The sequence below is a fragment of the Acidobacteriota bacterium genome, assembly GCA_016196035.1.
Classification (GTDB): domain Bacteria; phylum Acidobacteriota; class Blastocatellia; order RBC074; family RBC074; genus JACPYM01.
Map to the genome: position 1 here is coordinate 21,749 of JACPYM010000066.1, position 18,064 is coordinate 39,812.

Sequence of the window (18,064 nt, forward strand, 5' to 3'; positions counted from 1 at the left end):
GGGTTAGTCTGGCCTTGAGCCGATTGAATCAGAGGCTAACCCGGTCGCTACCGCTCCCAGTACTGCATCTTTTCACTTCGTCGGCGTAATTTCGACCTTCCGATACAGAATCTTGGTGTGATCGCCTTGCAGCATGATCGGGCCAGGCGCGGCTTCGTCGCTGTCGAGCGCACCGCCGGTGATGCCGGGGATGGTTTCGTTATCAATCAACGTTTGGCCGTTAAACACGACCGTGACTTTGCGACCCACCAGCGTGATGTCCAATGCTTGCCACTCACCAGGTTTCTTCGCCGCGTTCACCAGCGGTTTGAGCCAGCCGTACACCGCACCCATCCGCAAACTATCGAGCACTTGATCGAAGCCGTCGCTGATCTGCACTTCGTAACGCCCGCGCAGATAGACGCCGCTGTTGCCGTTGGGCACGGTTTGGAATTCGACGTGCGCTTTGAAGTCGGTGAATTTCTGCTGGCTGATGATGTCGGCGCAGGGTGTCTTGTTGGTCATAACGCCGTCGGCCACGCTCCAACAATCAGGGTGTAAGTTGTTGCGCAGCTTCCAGCCGGTCATGTCTTTGCCGTTAAAGAGTTGAATCGGCTTACCCCAGGCGACAGCTTTGCTTGGCGTCAGGGCGGGCGCGCGTTTGCCTGTCCATTGAATCGTTTTGCCGTTTTCGTCAATCACCGTACCAACGAGTTGTTCACCGTTGAGTTTGCCGGTGAAGACGAGTTCTTTGGGCGCGACTTCGTATTGTGCGGGAATGACGATGGTGAGTTGGCCGTTGGCAAATTCGGCTTTGCTGGCGTAACGCATGCTGCCGAAGCGTCCTACGAAACTGGCCATCAATTCGTTCTCTTTGCGCAAACGGACTTCCAGCCAGGACGGATAGCTGACGCCGTCGGCGCCTTGCACGGTCAAATCCCAGCGGCCCAGCACGGTATCGGCAAAGCCGGGTGCATTTTGCGCACCGGCATTGATGGTCAAAAGGGTCAGCAAGCAAATTAGGGCAAGCGTTTGTTTCATCGAATCAGTTCCTCAATAAATTTCAGCCGCAGTTCAAAAGGCGCGTAATTCCAACAACGTGATTTCCGGCGGGCAGCCATACCGCAACGGCGCGATCACTGTGCCCAAGCCGCGATTGACATAAATTTGTGTTTCACCCAGTTGCGAATGGCCGCGCATGAAGCGGCGGCTCTTACGCACCAGCCAGCGGCGGCGGCGCTCTTCGCGTCCCGTCAGCAAGCGCCAGTTGATTTGGCCGCCGTGCGTGTGGCCCGACAACACCAGGTCAATGCCCGCCCGCGCGGCTTCGCGGATGATGGTCGGGTTGTGCGAAAGCAGAATGCGCGTTTCGTCACGCGAAGTGCCAACCAACGCTTGCGGCAAATCTGCGTGCTTGGTCAGGATGTCGTCAATGCCCAGCAGGCGAATGTGCGCGCCAGCGCGTTCGAGTTTGAGATTCTCATTCGTCAACACGCGCACGCCTTGGTCGTGCAAGGCCGCAGCCATCAACGGGCCATCCGTCCAATGATCGTGATTGCCCAGCACGGCAAAAACGCCCAGCGGCGCGCGCAAGGCGCCCAACGTGCGCGCGCACGCGCCGATGTAAGCGCGCGTGTGCGAAACGTAATCGCCCGTCAGGACGATGACATCCGGTTGCAACGTGTTGACGTGCCGCACGGCTTCGGCGATTTCGTTGTCGCTCAGGAAAGGGCTGTGATGCAGATCGGAAAGTTGCGCCAGCCGCAAACCGTGAAAGGCGTGCGGCAGCTTGGGAATCCGGATTTGGGGTTGGGTAATCTCGAACTGATGGGCTTCGACAAAGGCGGCTTGCACCAGCGCCGCGAAGGTCTGACGCCATTGATACCGTTCCGGGCGGCGCCGGGTCAGGCGCGCAAATACGTTATGTTTCATCCAGCGTTAGCTCCGTAAGGGGGGTGAACTCAAAAGCTCTGCTGTCTTTTTCTTTGCACCGCGTAGGTTGAATTGTTTGTTGAGTCATCTATTGAATCATCATGGGATGCGAAACAGTGCGCGAATTATACGAACTACGCGGCGCATTGCGCAACGCCGATTTGCCAAGCGGCGCGCGGTTGCGGCATCTTGCGCACGCTTCTGATTTACTGCAAAAGGATACCCTCTAGCGCGTGTCACCATCACCCGTCATCAGCGTCATCATCCCGGTTCTCAACGAAGCCCGGCAAATTCAGGCCTTGTTGCGCGAATTGACCTGTCTGCCCGAAGTGGCCGAGGTCATTGTGGTGGATGGCGGCAGCACAGACGGCACAGCCGCGTTGGCGCAACAGGGCGGGGCGGCGCGTGTCTTGGAATTCGGGCGCGCCAACCGCGCTTTGCAAATGAACGCCGGCGCGGCGGCGGCGCGCGGCGAAGCGCTCTTGTTTTTGCACGCCGATGTGCGCTTGCCGTTGACGGCGCTCGCCGACATCCGCGCCGCGTTACAAGATGAACAGGTGGTAGGCGGCTGTTTTGCCTTTGGCTTTCCGGCTCACGTGCCGCGCGCTTACCGCGTTTACGCCTGGGGCATCAACCTGCGCACGCGCTGGTTCCAAACGGCTACCGGCGATCAGGCGCTCTTCGCGCGGCGCACAGTGTTTGAGCAGTTGGGCGGCTACCCGGCTCTGCCGTTGATGGAAGACCTCGAATTGTTCGAGCGGCTCAAACGCCAAGGCCGCGTCTGCGTTCTGCCGCACCCGGTGTGCGTCTCGCCGCGCCGCTGGCAACAGCACGGCTTGGTGCGCACGGGGTTGTTGATGTACGCCTTGCGCTTGGGCTATTGGCTGGGCTTTTCGCCCGCCCGGCTCAAACGATTTTTTCTGGACGTGCGTTGACTGCGCTTGACGCTGCTGCTGGAGAAACGCTATAAAGCGCCGATTAAGTGGTCTAGTCCACTAGGCATCTGATCAACCGAGCGAGCCTGAAAAACATGACAAGCAATTTGCTGGGCGCAGGCGTCAAACTAAATAAGCAGAGTTTCACACCGCTCTATCACCAAATCGAACAGGCCCTGCGCCGCCGCATCGAAGGCGGCGAACTGGCGCCGGGCGCGGCGATTTCGGAACGCGAACTGTCGGAAAGCCTGGGCATCAGCCGGATGACGGCGCGCCAGGCCTTGAGCGCCTTGCGGGACGAAGGGCTGATTTATTCCGAACGCGGGCGCGGCACCTTTGTCGCCGAACAAAAGCTGGATGTGCAAACGCGCCAGTTGCTCGGCTTCAGTGAAGACATGCGGCGGCGCGGCTTGGAGCCTGGCTCGCGTCTACTGAACTTCAAACGCTTCCGGCCCGAGGCCGCGCAAGCGCAAAAGCTGCGCCTGGCCGAAGGGGAGGAAGCGTTTGAGTTGACGCGGTTGCGGTTGGCTGATCGTGTGCCGATGGCGGTTGAGACCTGTTTGCTGCCGGTGCATTTGTGCCCGCAACTCAAGCGCGCCGATGTCGAGCGCGGCTCGTTGTATCAGGTTTTAGAGCAGCGTTACGGCGTGCGGCTGGGCCGGGCGGATGAAGTTTTAGAAGCCGCCTGTGCGACCAAAAGCGAGGCAGCATTGCTTTCGATCAAACCGCGCGCGCCGGTGCTGGTGGTGCAGCGCACTGTGTATGCTGCCGATGACGCCGTGATCGAATCGGTACGCTCGGTCTATCGCGGCGACCGCTATCAAGCGGCGATTCAATTGAAACGGCAGGGCCGTTGAACCAATCCCAAAGCAAATCTCAAATTACGAATTTGAAATTTGTCAGTCTCGCAAAATTCCCTAGAGGTAAGTATGCAAATGAAAAAGCTGGCAAGCAGCTTAATCCTGGCGCTGTTTTGTGTTTTCACTGCCAACGCGCAAGACACTTCGGCGCTGTTGACGGGCGCGGTCACCGATCCGCAGGGCGCGGTCGTCGCCAATGCCAAAGTCATCGTCAGCGACATCCGCACTGGCGTGGCAAAGACCGTGACCACCAATAGCGCGGGCGCCTATTTCGTGCCCGGTTTGCAACCGGGCGAGTTCACTGTCAGCGCCGAAGCGCAGGGCTTTCAGAAACTGACCAAACGGGGGCTGCGCTTGGAAATCGGCCAGCGCGCCACGGTGGATTTGCAATTGACCGTCGGCGGCACGGAAATGACGGTCGAGGTCTCGTCGGCTGCGGTGCTGTTGCAGGCTGAATCGTCCGCGCTGGAGCAGGGCGTCGAACAGAAGCTGGTCGAAAACCTGCCGCTGATTGACCAGAACGTCATGCAGTTGGTGCAAATCACGCCGGGCGTGGTGTCGGGCAATCCGAGCAATCCGGCAGCCATCGGCCTGATCGGCAATCGCAGCTTTTTCGATTCGAACTTTTCGGTGAATGGCGGGCGCGGCAGCACCAACGATGTACTGGTGGACGGCGTCGCCAACACCATCGGCGATTTCAACGGCGTGGGCGCGACGCCACCCGCGCGCGCCGTGCAGGAATTCAAAGTCGTGAGCGGCGCGCTTTCGGCGGAATACGGGCGCACGGGCGGCGGTGTGGTGACCTACGCGACGCGGCCCGGCGGCAGCCGTTATCACGGCTCGGTCTTTGAGTTTCATCAGAACAGCGAATTCAACGCGAATGGTTGGTTTAACAACAAGAATCGTATCGCGCGCGTCAGCAACCGCCGCAACCATTTCGGCGCGGATTTCAGCGGGCCGGTGGACATTCCGAAACTTTATAACGGCAAGAACAAGACGTTTTTCTTCTTCAACTACGAAGGCCGCCGCAACCGCGACCCGGTGGGCACGCTGTTGACGGTGCCGACGCTGGCGCAACGCAACGGCGATTTTTCAGACACGCGCAATCGCGCGGGCGCGCTGATTTCGATCTACAATCCCTGGACGACGCGCAACGCGCCGGGCAGTACGACGCAATTCATCCGCGATCAATTCGCCGGCAACAAGATCAATTGCGCGGCCCTCAATCCCGCCACCAACAAATCGTTCTGCGACCCGGTGGCCGTGGCCGCGCTGAAGTTTTACCCCGAACCGAACCGCGCGGCGGACGACACGGGCGGCTCGAACAACTACGTCGCGGCGGGCACCAACATCCTCGACCAGAATTACTATTCGATCCGCGTGGATCACAATTTCTCGTCGAAACAGAGCGTGTATGTGCGTTGGACGCGCATGCGGCGCGATGACGAACAATTCAATCCGCTGGGCAATATCGCGGGCAATGGGCGCGTGGTGATTGATAAATTCACGCACGCGGTCATCAACCATTCCTACACGCTGAGCAATTCGCTGTTTAACAACTTCCGCTATGGCTATGTGCGCTCGCACGCGAACCAGGTGCCCTTCGGCACGGGCTTCGACCCGACGACGCTGGGTTTGCCGCGCTATCTGAAAGACAACGCGGCGGTGCTGCAATTTCCGACCTTCAACCTGGGCGCGAACGGCTTCAGCTATTCGGCGCTGGGTTCGCGCGGCTTCAACAACCAGCCGCGCGACACGACGACCGTGGCCGACACCGTGACCAAAGTCTGGGGCAAGCACACCTTGAAACCGGGTTTTGAATTCCGGCTGATTCGCTTCCACCCGTTCCAGGTTTTCGACACGACGGGCAATTTCAGCTTCAACGCCAGCTACACGCAGGCCGACCCGAACGTCGGCTCGACCAGCAGCGGCTGGGGCCTGGCCTCGTTCCTGCTGGGCGCCTATGCGGCGGGCGCGAACCAGGCGATCTATGAATACGGCACGCCGCTGACGATCTATCACCGATACGCGGCGGGCTTCGTGCAAGACGATTGGCGCGTGCGGCGTAACCTGACGTTGAATCTGGGGCTGCGTTGGGATTTGGAAACGGGCACGGGCGAATCTAGCGACCGGCTGACCGCGTTTGATTTCCGCGCGCCCGCGCCGGTCAACACGCCGGCGGTGCGCGCCGCGCTGGGCCGCGATGTCAACGGCCTCTTGCGCTTCGTGGATAAGGGCGAAGCCGAATGGGCGGCGGATAAAAAACGCTTCGCGCCGCGCCTGGGGGCGGCCTGGCAACTCAACAACAAGACCGTCGTGCGCGCCGGTTACGCGCTGACCTATTTGCCGGTCTCGGTCGAAGTGCTCGGCTCGGTCGGCTTCAATTACACGATCAGCAGCGATCAACCCGACACGCGCATCCCGCAAAATTTGCTGAGCAACCCCTTTCCGACGGGCATTCCGGCGATTATCGGCAAATCACGCGGCGCGGCGTCCTTGTTGGGCCAGGGCATCACCGCCGTCGAAGACCGCATTGGCAGTTCGTACAATCAACTCTGGAATCTGGCGGTGCAGCGGCAACTCGGCAAAGCGCTGTTGGCGCAAGCCGCTTATGTCGGCAGCCACGGCGTGCGCCTGCCGCTCAACAGTTTCAACCTGAATCAACTCGATCCGGCTAATCAAACGCTGGGCAACACGGCGCTGGCGCAACTGGTGACAAATCCGTTCAACGGCGTCATCACCGATCCGCTGTCGGCCCTGAGCCGCTCCACGGTGGCGCGCAGCGCCTTGCTGCGCCCGTTCCCGCAATACACGACGATTGCCTATTCGCGCCCGCTGGCGAATCTGGGCGGTTCGTCATATCACGGCCTGCAATTGAGTTTGCAAAAACGCTTTTCGCAAGGCCTCTCGTTTCTCGGTCATTACACCTGGTCGAAAACGATGGACACGGGCGGCACGGGCAGCGGCATCGCTTTCACCGACACGACCAATATTCAAAACATCTACAACATCCGCGATGAATGGTCGCTCTCGACCCAGGATGTGCCGCACCGCTTCCAATTCACCTGGCACTATGAATTGCCGTTTGGTTACCGGCGGCAATTGCTGAGCAAGCTGCCGCGCGCGCTGGATGCGGTCATCGGCGGCTGGCAAGTGAGCGGCACATACACTTGGCAACAGGGCACGCCGCTCGCGTTGGTAGCGACCAATCGCCTGGGGCTGGGCAACAGCGTGCAGCGTGTCAGCGTGCGCGCGGGCCAGGACCCGAAGCTGGACAACGGTACAGCGCGCGACAATGTGCGCAACAATCTGGCGTGGTTTAACACGGCGGCGTTTTTCAATGCCAACGACGAAATCACCGCGTGTCCGGGTGCGCCCACAGGCGATGACCGCAGCAAGTGTTTCGTCTTCGGCAACGCCTCGCGCACGCTGGGCAGCGTGCGGCGCGACAATTATGTCAACCTCGACGCCGTGATGGGCAAGACGTTTCGGATCAGCGAGAAAGTCAACTTCGAGTTTCGCGGCGAATTTTTCAATGCCTTCAATCGCGTGGTTTTCGCCACGCCGACAACCAGCGTGAACGACCCGCAATTCGGGCGCGTGACCAACATCCTGACGCCGCCGCGCCGGGTGCAGTTGGCGGCGCGCATCACGTTTTGAAGCCGCTGAACATTGGAGCCACAGTAGCGCAACCGGCCGAGGTTGCACGGCTTCATCAACTACAACCAAGATTTACGTTGCGCCATGACGCTACTTATGAAACCGCGCAACTTCGGCCGGTTGCGCTACTGTGGCGCGTCATTGACCACTGACCACGTTTTCATTACTTTCGCGGCGATGAAACTCTTTCGACAACTCGCAATTCTCTGGTTGGTGTTTGGTTTGCTCACGCCAGGTATAAACGCCCAGACCAAACCGAAACCGCGCCCGCAACTCAAACCCGTGCCGATGAACAAAGGCCCACTCGGCGCGGCGGGCTACCTGACGCTGGTACCGCTTGATGACCGCCCGGCGGTGGGCCAGTTCGCCCAGATGATCGGAGCCATCGCCGATCATCAAGTGACCATGCCGCCGCGCGAATTGCTGGGCCGCTTCACGCAAGCGGGCGACACGGCCAAGCTGGCTGAATGGTTGAAGGCACAGGATTACAGCAAGACCGACGCGCTGATCGTCTCGCTGGATATGCTGGCCTATGGCGGACTGGTTGCCTCGCGCGTGCCTAACACGACGCTGGACGCGGCCGTCGCGCGCTTGGAGTTTTTTCGCTGGTTCAAACAGAAATATCCGCGCGTGCCGGTCTATGTTTTCAGCACAATCATGCGCGTCGCGCCGACAGCCACGGCCAAAACGCGCGGCACGCACGACAAGCTGGCGCGTTGGGCCGAGTTGATGGATCGCGTGCCCAAGACCGGCGAGCAAAAGCTGGCCGATGAACTGACGCTGCTCAAACGCGAATTGGAGCCGCAGGTCATTCAGGATTATCTGGCCGCGCGCAAACGCAATTTGCAGGTCAATCTGGCGGCGCTCGATCTGTATCGCGCCGGCCAGATTGACGAGATGATTCTGTTGCAGGACGACGCGCGCCAATACGGCTTACACCGGCAGGATCAGGACAAGCTGCGCGAACGGCTGCAACAATTGAAACTCGACGCCAAAATTCCAATCTACAACGGCGCGGACGAGGGCGCGCTGTCGCTCACCAGCCGCGCGGTCTTGGACAAGTACAGCAGCAAGCTGCGCGTGGCGGTCGTGTACTCTTCCGAAAAGAGCAAGCAGGTGATTGCGCCCTTTGAAGATCATCCGCTGCAATTCACCGTCGAACATCAGGTCTATGCAGCGGGTGGTGTGATCGTCGAAGAGACTGAGCCGTATGATTACAAACTCTTCGTCAATGCGCCCGAAACAACCCAAAGCGAATTCAACCAATTCGTCGGCAAGCTGCTGGCTGAACTGAAAGCGGGCCGTTGGGTGGTGCTGGCCGACGTGCTCTTTCCCGCGCCGCATCGCAGCGGAGCCGATGAACGGCTGATCGAAATCCTCAAACGCGAAAAACTGTTCGACATGTTCGCCGGTTATGCGGCTTGGAATACGGCGGGCAACACGCTGGGCACGGCGATTCCCCAGGCGAACATGCGCGTCTTTTACCGCCAGAAGCTCAACGACCTGCTCGAACGTTCAACCCGCACGCAGGTCGCGCAGCTTGAATTCCTGTTGCATCGGTTTGCGGGCGATTACCTTTATCACGACGTTGTGCGCCCGGCGGTCAACGAACGTTTGCGCGCGGCGGCGGCCAACGACGGCACGGTGACCTATGAACTCACGCCGGAAAAGTACGCTGAGGCCAACCGCGAAGTCGAAACGAAACTGCGCGCCGAGCTTGAGCAATTCTTTGCCGAATACTTTCAAGGCCGCACCTACCCGTTGGCCTTTCAACGCGGACAAGAGCGCGTGCTGAAAATCAACGGCCTCAAAGACCTGAAAATTTACCTGCCGTGGGCGCGCACCTTTGAGGTTGCCGTCGAATTCAAACTGGATCACACCTTGAATTGATGGCGGATGGCGGATGGCGGATTTGAGCAGGCACCCTAGACCAGTTTGCAATTGAATGTACGGGCAGTGCGGCTAAGACAGTACCGCGCGCGTGAGCAAGCGGGATGTCAACGCTGGCGCAATACGGTCTACCATGAGTCTCCGCTTGCTCACGCGCGCGGTACTGCCCCGGAGCGCGCTTTTTCTCGTACACTGATCTGCAATCCGATCTAAAACCTTGCTCGGATCGCAATTCGCAATTCGCAATTCGCAATCGAATGACTGCCCTATTCATCATCCTCATCTTCCTTTGCTATGCCGCGCTGATGCTGACGCGCCGTATGCCTGCGATCTTGGCCGTGCCCGCGATGGCCGTGACGATGGCGTTGGCCGCGCGCACCCCGCTCGCGCAAATTCTGAACGATGTAATCGTGGGCGGCGCGCGGCGTTTGGTGGACGCCTATCTGATGGTATTGGCGGGGGCCTTGCTGGGCCGCGTTGTGATGCAGACCGGCATTGCCGAAGGGCTGATCAAGCGCGCGGCGGAGTTTGGCGGCGACCGTCCGTTGGCCGTCGCGGTAATGCTGATGCTGGCGGTGGCGTTGCTGTTCACGACGCTGACCGGCTTGGGCGCGATCATTATGGTGGGCGGGTTGACGCTGCCGATCATGATGAGTCTGGGTGTGCCGCGTAAACTGACCGGTGTGCTGTTTTTGCTGGCTTACGGCGCGGGTTTCGTCTTCAACATTGCGGCCTGGGGGCTGTACCAAAAGACGCTCAAACTCGAAGCGCAGAGCATCGGCCAATTCGCGAGCGTGCTGTTCGCCATTGATGTTTCGCTGATCATCGTCTTTTTGGTTTATGCCGCACGCCGCATCAGTGCGTATGGCGCGTGGGCGGTGGCCGTTGACGACATTGCGGCCAAACGCGACGTGCCGCTGTATACGCTGCTCGTGCCGCTCTTGCCGCTGGCCTTGCACAAAGGTTTGGGCTGGCCGGTGATGCCGGCGTTTTTGGCGAGCGCGGTGCTGGCTGTGTTGTTGACGCGCCCGCGCGAATTGGTGCAGCAACTTGCCAGCGCGGCGGTGAAAGGTTTGGAAGACGTGGCGGCGGCAATCATCCTGATGATCGGCATCGGGATGCTGCTCAATACGACAGAAATTCCCGCCATCAAAGGCGCGCTCGCGCCGTTGGTGCAAGGTATCAACTTCCGCTCACCGCTGGTGTATGTGGCGTTCTTTGGCTTGCTCTCGCCGCTGGCCTTGTATCGCGGGCCGCTCAATTTTTACGGCGTCGGCATCGGCGTGTATTCGCTGCTGAGCGCGCTGGGACTGTTGCCGCCCGCCGCGTTGGTGGCGGCGGTGATGAGTGTCGCGCAGGTGCAAACCGTCAGCGATCCGACCAATACGCACAACGTCTGGGTGGCGAATTATGTCGGCATGCGCGTCGAAGAAATCACGCGTGCGACGCTGGCGTGGAAAGTGGCGGTCTGTGTGTTGGGATTGGTGGCTGGCAGCATGTTGTATTTGCGCTAGCCTTCCGCACGAAGGCACACGAAGGAGCACTAGGAAAATAAAGTCTCAGTAGTTCTAACAGCAGGGGAAAGGCTGAGCTGTAGGACGCAAGCTGATTCCTGGCTCCGGATGCCTGATAGGCCGAAAATGCCGGCAATTTTCAACAACCAGGAATCAGGAGCCAGGAATCAGGAATCAGCCCGCCAGTACGACGCGTTACCACAGGTTGAAATTTGGAACTGCTGAGTCTTCTTAGTACTCCTTCGTGTGCCTTCGTGGGCGGAACGATTATGAAAGTTCGCATTGGCATTGATGTCGGCGGCACCTTCACCGACGTGGTCGTGCTGGACAACGAGACGCACGAACTCGTCGGGCAATTGAAGCTGCCCACTTCGCACACCGCGCGCGAGGGCGTGGCGCTGGGCATCGTGTCAGCGCTCGAAGAAGCCATGCGCAAATTCGCCTTGCAACCCGATGATGTCAGCTTCATCGCGCACAGCACGACGCAGGCGACGAATGCGTTGCTGGAAGGCGATGTGGCCGAGGTGGGCGTCGTGGCGACAGGCAGCGGTTTTGAAGGCTGGCTGGCGCGGCGCGCGACCCGGGTGCCGCCGATTGCGTTGACCGCCAGCAAGCAGTTGATCGCGCAACACGCCTTCGTCAATGCGCAGAAGCGCGCGCGCGAACAGGCGTTGGAACAGGCGTTGGATTTGTTGGCGGCGCGTGGCGTGCGCGTGATCGTGGCTAGCGAAGCGTTCAGCGTAGACCGCGCTGCGGGCGAGACGCTGATTGCCGAAAAAGCGCGGGCGAAAAACCTGCTCGCCACCAGCGGTCACGAAGTCAGCAGCCTATACGGCTTGCGCGTGCGCACCCGCACCGCCGTCATCAACGCGGCCATCTTGCCGAAGATGATCGAGACGGCGGAAATGACCGAACGCTGCGTGAAAGACACCGGCATCGGCGCGCCGTTGATGATTATGCGTTCGGATGGCGGCGTGATGAGCGTCGGCGAAGTCCACAACCGCCCGCTCCTGACCATGCTCTCCGGCCCGGCGGCGGGCATCGCGGGCGCGTTGATGCACGAACGCGTGTCGGACGGCATCTTTATCGAAGTGGGCGGCACCAGCGCCGACATATCGGTCATCCGCGATGGCAATCCGGCCACGCGGTCCGCGCGTTTGAACGGGCATCGGATGTACCTGAACACGCTGGATGTGCGCACGCTGGGCGTGGGTGGCGGCAGCATGATTCGGGTTGACGCAGAGATTGAGCCAGCCGTGAATCACATATTTGAAATTACAGATGTCGGCCCACGCAGTGCGCACATCGCGGGGCTGGCTTATGCCTGCTTTACTCCGCCAGCAGAACTTGCCGGTGGGGAAGTCGAAATTATTCAGCCGACGCCGGGCGATGAAAGGGATTACGCGGTAGTGCGCACGATAGGTGGAAAGCGCGTGGCGATCACTACGACCTGCGCGGCAAATTTGTTGGGTTACATTACGCCGGGACATTTCGCGTTTGGAAATAAACATTCGGCGGAAATCGCTTTTACTTTATTGAGCGAGAGTTTGGGGCGTGCGGGGAAAGGTTCGTTTGCAACGGCGGCGAATGTGCTTGAGCTGGCTGGCGGCAAAATCGTGGCGACGATCAACGAACTGATTGCCGAATACCAACTCGCGCGCGATCAAGTCGTGCTGGTCGGTGGCGGCGGCGGTGCCGCTTCATTGGTGCCATTCACCGCGCAGTTGCTGAAACTGGAACATCGCATCGCCCGCAATGCCGAAGTTATTTCGCCCATCGGTGTCGCGCTGGCGATGGTGCGCGACACCATCGAACGCAACATCGTTGATCCCACGCCCGAAGATATTCTGAAAGTGCGTCGCGCAGCCGCCGATGCCGCGATTGCGGCGGGCGCCGTGGCTGAGAGCGTCGAGGTACAGGTCGAAGTGGATAAGCGCCGCAATCTGGTACGTGCGACGGCGTTGGGCACCACCGAAATGAAACGACGTGAGGGCGAAGCAGTGACGCTGACCGTCGCGGATTGCCAAACTGCGGCGGCACGTTCGATGCGGCTGGACGCGGGCGCAATGCGGCTCGCGGCGGAAACTGTCGGTCATTTGGTTTTCACGGGCGAACAAGTAGAGCGCTCCTGCTTTGGTCTTTTTAACGCGCGGCGGCAAATGTTGCGTGTCGTAGATCGCACGGGCGTGATACGCTTACAGCGCAGCACGGCGCGTGTAAGCAATACGACGCTCGCCGCACTCCCAGATGAATTAGCACGCGCGGTCGAGGCGCTGACCGATTATGGAGACGCCGGACGCACGATCCCCGACATCTTCATTTTGTACAGCGCACGCTTGGTGAATTTTTCCGGCTTGGCCGAATTGGAACAAGTACAGGCGTTGACCGAAGTCGAATTGCGGTCGCTCGATCCGGCCACCAAGTTGGTGATCGTGGCATGCCCGAAGCAGGTATAAAGCAATGCAAAGCACGAACGTGAAAATGATTGGCGCAGCCTTTGGAGTGCGCGCGGCACAGGCCGCCGCTTTGGTATTCCCTTCATTCGTCACGCGCCCAAGGGTTACCAAAGCGGCGGCCTGTGCCGCGCGCACTCCAAAGACGCGGCCCCTTACATTCAAAGCTGTAGGTGGCTGGTTTTTGCTTGCGCTGCTTTTGTGCAGTTCGCTGGGCAATGCCCAGGAACGCAAACCGCAGGAGCGCTCTGCGCCAGAGAACAAAGATGAGCAGGCGCAGTTGGCGCACGCGCAAACGTTGCTCAAACAAGCGCGCGAGGCTGTCGGCAATGATGATGCCTGGAGCAAGCTGCAAAACCTGACCGTGCGACTCAAACTGGAACGCCCCATCAAATACGTCAGTGTGCAAGGCCCCGACAAAGTCGAAGAAAAAGAGCGCACGCTCAACGGCAAGATCGAATTGGATTTCGCCGCGCCCGACCGTTACCGGCGCCGGTTCACGACCCAGACGCTGAGCAATTACAACTATTCTTTTTCCGAAATCGTCAATGGCGACAAGGCCTGGCGCGACCCGCCCTTGCAAGTGCGCTCTTCGCAGGGCGACAACCGCGTGGTGGATGTCGGGGACGTTGATCGCACGCTGAACGCGCAGACGCAAAGCGCGTTACAGCAATTGAGCCTTTTCACGCTGATGTATTTGCTGAAGACGCCCGCCGCCGTGCCGGTTAAATGGCGCTACGAAGGCAAATATGAGTTCACCGATCAAACCTTGGGCGTGGAACCGAAAGAAGTGGACTTGTTGATGGGCGTGCTGCCCGATGAGTTCCGCCCGTTCCTGTTTCTCGATCCGCAAACACATCAGTTGGTGGCCGTCGCGCTGGCTTATGTCGAAGCCTTGCGACCCAGCGTGATGGTCGAAGTGGCCGCCTTGGATCGCGGTTATTTGCGCCGCACTTATCAACGTGCGGGGCAGGAGCGGCGGGCGCGTTCCAAACCAGCCCGTATGCACGAGATGCGCTGGCTATTGTCAGATTACCGTGCCGTCAATGGCGCACAATTGCCGCATCGCATTGACGTGACGCGCGATGGCGAGTTGCTGGAAACCATGACCGTGCGCGAACTTTCGACCGAGCGCCCGATCAATCCGAAAAAATTCGAGGGCGAGCCGAAGGTGAAGTATTGATGCGCGGGCTGTCGTGTCGAAACGGGGAAACGGATTTGAGCGCAACGGCCCGCGCCCTGGCCGCAAAATTACGCCAACAGCACGGCCCGGTTTCAGCTTTTGAGTTAGCGCGGCTACACGGCGTCGAAGTTGTTGCTGACCGCTGGCAAGTAGCACATGGCCGTATTGTTTATTACGGCGAATGCACGCGCGAACCTTTGCGCATCGTGCTGAATGAAGCCGTGCTCGAACAGGCGGACTACTGCGAACAGATGCGTGAACTCGTCATCGCGCACGAACTCGGTCATTTGTTGCTGCCGCGTCCTTCGGTTTTCGCTTCAAGCAAAACAATTGAAAGTGCTGCCCACGCCTTTGCGCACGAATGGATTGGCAATTGTTGACGCGAAGCGTCTTTGGAGTGCGGGCGGCACAGGCCGCCGCTTTGATAGTCCAGTTGCTTATTCGACAATCCGGAAGACTACCAAAGCGGCGGCCTGTGCCGCACGCATTCCAAAGGCTCCGCTCTGCTTGCAAGTGAACAGCGAAATTTATGGCGTACTTTTTAGGGATTGATGGCGGACAGAGCCACACCACGGCGTTGGTTGCCGATGCGCAGGGGCGCATTGTGGGTTGTGGACACGCGGGTGCAAGCAATCACACCCGCGCGCCGGGCGGACGCGAACGGCTGACCAACGCCGTTAATCAGGCAGTTGGTACGGCGTTGCGGCAGGCCGGGTTAATTGAACCGCAGGAGGTGCGCGCGTTCCGATTCGTGAGCGCCTATCTCGCGCTGACCGGTGTACCCGAAGACAAAGTCGCCATCGTCAACGAATTGCTTTCCGCTGAATTTCTGAAAGTAGACCACGATGCACCGGGCGCGTTGGCGGGCGCGCACGCAGGTCAGCCGGGCGTGATCGTGTTGGCGGGCACGGGTTCAGTGGCGTGCGGCGAAGCGTTTGATACACGCGGCGCACGGCGTTACGTGCGCGTCGGCGGACGGGGTTATCTGTTCGCTGATGAAGGCAGCGCCTTTGCCATCGCGCGGCAGGCCTTGGCGCTGGCGTTGCGGCGGGCGGATCGTGTTGATGGTTACGACGAATTGCAGACCGCGCTGCTTGAATATTTCGCGCGGCCCGACCTGCCCAGCATCAGCGAAGACGTTTATGCCGACGTAATCTCGCGCGATCAATTGGCTGGCTTTGCCGTCGTGGTGGCGGCGCTGGCCGAACGCAGCGTCAGCGCGGCGCAACCATTGCTTGACCAGGCGGCGGATGATTTGGCCGAGTTGGCCGAAGCCGTCACGCAGCGTTTGCAAGCCAGCGAGCCGCTCGCTGTCTCGTATCACGGCGGCGTTTTCAAGAGCACCCATCTGTTTGCGCAATTCCGCGCCGCCCTTGCCCGGCGCTTGCCGCACGCGCGCCTTGTCACCCCGCGTTTCACTGCGTCCGTTGGCGCATTACTGTTGGCGTATCGGCAGGCCGGCATAACCATCACTCCCCAACTACTCGACCAATTAGAGCGGTTTGCAATTACGTTTATGGGAGCAGCTTGTGCCGGGACGGTACCGCGCGCGTGAGCAAGCGGCGCGTCAAGCTTACGCCGTGGGTTGAGTCGTGCAGGCTCCGCTTGCTCACGCGCGCGGTACCGTCCCGCAGCGCGGCTTTTCCCGTAAATTGAAGTGAAAACCAATCTAGTACTCCATCAAGCTGTAAGTGATGGATGCTGAGAGCGCATCCGGGATGTAGGGCGGGATTAAATGTTGCAAGGCGGACTCATTGTCTCTTGCCAGGCCCCAGCCGGTTCGCCGCTCAACGATCCCTACATCATCAGCGCGCTGGCCTTGACGGCTGAACAACACGGCGCGGTGGGCGTGCGCATCAAACACGCCGAGCAAGTCGCGGCGACCCGCGCGCGCGTTCACGTCCCAGTGATTGGTTTGGATAAAGTCGAATGCGCCGCTTCACCGGTTTACATCACGCCGACGTTCGCCAGCGCCGAGCGCCTCGCCGCCAGCGGAGCCGACATCATCGCGACCGATGCCACGCTGCGCCCACGCCCCAACGGCGAAACGCTGGATGTACTGATCCGGCGCATTCAAGACGAATTGCACAAACCCGTGCTAGCCGACGTGGCGACGCTCGACGAAGGCTTGCACGCGGCGGATTGCGGCGCGGCCTTCGTGGCGACGACGTTGTGCGGTTATACCGAAGAGACGGCGGGTATGAATTTGCCCGCGTTTGACTTGCTGGAAAAACTGGCCGCACGACTGACCCTGCCGGTGATTTGCGAAGGCGGCGTGAGTACGCCGAAAGACGTGCGGCGCGCCTTCGATTGCGGCGCGTTTGCGGTGGTAGTGGGGACGGCGATTACGGGCGTTGGGCAGTTGGTTGGCCGCATTGTAACAGCTACCCCACGCGCTACTCCGCGATGAAGCGGCGGCCGTCAATTCTTTCTCCCGCCTTCAGCAGCAGCGCCACCGCCTCCGCATAAACCCGATGTTCTTCCATCAAAATTCGCGCCGACAACGAATCTTCGGTATCGTCCGGCAACACCGGCACGACAGCCTGTTTGATGATCGGGCCGTGGTCGAGGTGTTCATCCACCAGATGCACGGTGCAGCCCGAAAACTTGACGCCGTAATCCAGCGCCTGGCGTTGGGCGTGCAAGCCGGGAAAGGCGGGCAGCAGCGAAGGGTGAATGTTGAGCACGCGATGCTGGAATTCGCCGATGAACCAGGGCGAGAGCAGGCGCATGTAACCCGCCAGGCAGACGACATCCACCTGCGCGGCGTGCAGGTGTTCAGCCAGCGCGCGGTCGTGCTCTTCGCGGGTTTTGCCGCGATGGTCGAGCACGCAGGTGGGAATGCCGAGTTCGGCGGCTTTCGCCAATCCGCCCGCATCGGCAACGTTGCTGATGACGAGCGCGATTTCGGCGTCGGGGATGCGCCCGGCGCGGACGGCTTCGGCCAGCGCGAGCATGTTGGAACCGCGGCCAGAGATGAGAATGCCAATGCGTTTCATAAGGTGATTCAGGATGGAACGATAGATTGTTTTGTAAAGGAGGCGGGATTCTACTCTGTGACTAGGCTGGCAACCAACTCTACGGGTGAAGCTCTTTATGCCGCCATACCGGCGGAAGCTTTGAGGTGAGCTTCAGCCCAAGATGGCCGGAATTTTCCACCACCCGGACTGCGCGCCCGTGCGACTTGCTTTAACCGGCTTGCGCTTGGATTGGCCGGGCGGGCAGCGTGCGCGCGTTTTTGACCGAGCTTCCCACACTTTCTTGCTCCTCGCATTAAGGGCAGGGCATACGCAAAACTGCAAGAAGAGGTGTGGGCAAAGAGCCGCGCCACGCTCGTATGATTTTTAGAGCGGAAAAACACTGAGACTGACTGATTTGATTAGGCGGCTAGCAAATGCGTGAGGCATAATGCGGTCGCATTCCAGGTGCCAATAACTTTGCTATCGTCTAAAGAACCTTCGAAAGAAGATTCCTTTATGAACCCTCAACCCTTACGAATTCAGCGCGGATTGGCTTGTTAATAGCGCATTTCTGCTGAAGGTCATCCCCAGCGGACTGGTCATGGCATCAATCAGTCCGGCTTATGCTTCTGGCAAAAAAACACCGCTCACTGGGGCAAGTTTAACCCTTTAGGTAAGTACCGACTGTCTGTCTGTTC

13 protein-coding genes are annotated in these 18,064 nt (G+C 59.8%); 10 read left to right on the plus strand and 3 right to left on the minus strand.

Features of this window, described 5'->3' with window-relative positions; all coding sequences use genetic code 11:
• Window positions 1-72: 72 nt before the first annotated feature.
• Together HY011_20400 and HY011_20405 are read right to left on the minus strand one after the other, a co-directional pair.
• Complete coding sequence (locus HY011_20400; GenBank protein MBI3425301.1) at window positions 73-1,020, minus strand: DUF1080 domain-containing protein; 948 nt, start codon at window positions 1,018-1,020, stop codon at window positions 73-75.
• 33 nt (window positions 1,021-1,053) lie between these two features.
• Window positions 1,054-1,911: a metallophosphoesterase gene (locus HY011_20405; GenBank protein MBI3425302.1), complete on the minus strand. Its 858-nt coding sequence runs from the start codon at window positions 1,909-1,911 to the stop codon at window positions 1,054-1,056.
• Window positions 1,912-2,162: 251 nt separating this feature from the next.
• Between HY011_20405 and HY011_20410 the strand changes: the two genes are divergently transcribed.
• The 10 genes from HY011_20410 (at window position 2,163) to HY011_20455 (ending at window position 16,816) form a co-directional block, all read left to right on the plus strand.
• Window positions 2,163-2,846: a TIGR04283 family arsenosugar biosynthesis glycosyltransferase gene (locus tag HY011_20410; protein MBI3425303.1), complete on the plus strand. Its 684-nt coding sequence runs from the start codon at window positions 2,163-2,165 to the stop codon at window positions 2,844-2,846.
• 95 nt (window positions 2,847-2,941) lie between these two features.
• On the plus strand, window positions 2,942-3,703 hold the full coding sequence (locus HY011_20415) for a GntR family transcriptional regulator (GenBank protein MBI3425304.1): 762 nt from the start codon (window positions 2,942-2,944) through the stop codon (window positions 3,701-3,703).
• Between the two features lie 78 nt (window positions 3,704-3,781).
• On the plus strand, window positions 3,782-7,366 hold the full coding sequence (locus HY011_20420) for a TonB-dependent receptor (GenBank protein MBI3425305.1): 3,585 nt from the start codon (window positions 3,782-3,784) through the stop codon (window positions 7,364-7,366).
• Between the two features lie 96 nt (window positions 7,367-7,462).
• Window positions 7,463-9,256, plus strand: coding sequence for a DUF4127 family protein (locus HY011_20425; GenBank protein MBI3425306.1), 1,794 nt, complete (start codon window positions 7,463-7,465; stop codon window positions 9,254-9,256).
• 257 nt (window positions 9,257-9,513) lie between these two features.
• Window positions 9,514-10,770 carry a citrate transporter gene (locus HY011_20430; protein ID MBI3425307.1) on the plus strand — a complete coding sequence of 419 codons (1,257 nt, stop codon included), beginning with the start codon at window positions 9,514-9,516 and terminating at the stop codon, window positions 10,768-10,770.
• 269 nt (window positions 10,771-11,039) lie between these two features.
• Complete coding sequence (locus HY011_20435) at window positions 11,040-13,226, plus strand: hydantoinase/oxoprolinase (protein ID MBI3425308.1); 2,187 nt, start codon at window positions 11,040-11,042, stop codon at window positions 13,224-13,226.
• A 4-nt stretch (window positions 13,227-13,230) separates the two neighbouring features.
• A complete protein-coding gene (locus HY011_20440; protein ID MBI3425309.1) occupies window positions 13,231-14,406 on the plus strand; it encodes a hypothetical protein in 1,176 nt (391 codons plus the stop codon).
• Between the two features lie 35 nt (window positions 14,407-14,441).
• Window positions 14,442-14,786: a hypothetical protein gene (locus HY011_20445; protein MBI3425310.1), complete on the plus strand. Its 345-nt coding sequence runs from the start codon at window positions 14,442-14,444 to the stop codon at window positions 14,784-14,786.
• A gap of 149 nt (window positions 14,787-14,935) precedes the next feature.
• Window positions 14,936-15,961 (plus strand): ATPase, encoded by a 1,026-nt coding sequence (locus HY011_20450; GenBank protein ID MBI3425311.1) that lies wholly within the window; start codon window positions 14,936-14,938, stop codon window positions 15,959-15,961.
• A gap of 180 nt (window positions 15,962-16,141) precedes the next feature.
• Window positions 16,142-16,816, plus strand: coding sequence for an N-acetylmannosamine-6-phosphate 2-epimerase (locus HY011_20455; GenBank protein ID MBI3425312.1), 675 nt, complete (start codon window positions 16,142-16,144; stop codon window positions 16,814-16,816).
• Here the strand turns inward: HY011_20455 and HY011_20460 are convergent.
• Window positions 16,803-17,405 (minus strand): phosphoribosylglycinamide formyltransferase, encoded by a 603-nt coding sequence (locus HY011_20460; protein ID MBI3425313.1) that lies wholly within the window; start codon window positions 17,403-17,405, stop codon window positions 16,803-16,805. The genes HY011_20455 and HY011_20460 overlap by 14 nt on opposite strands.
• Between the last annotated feature and the right edge of the window lie 659 nt (window positions 17,406-18,064).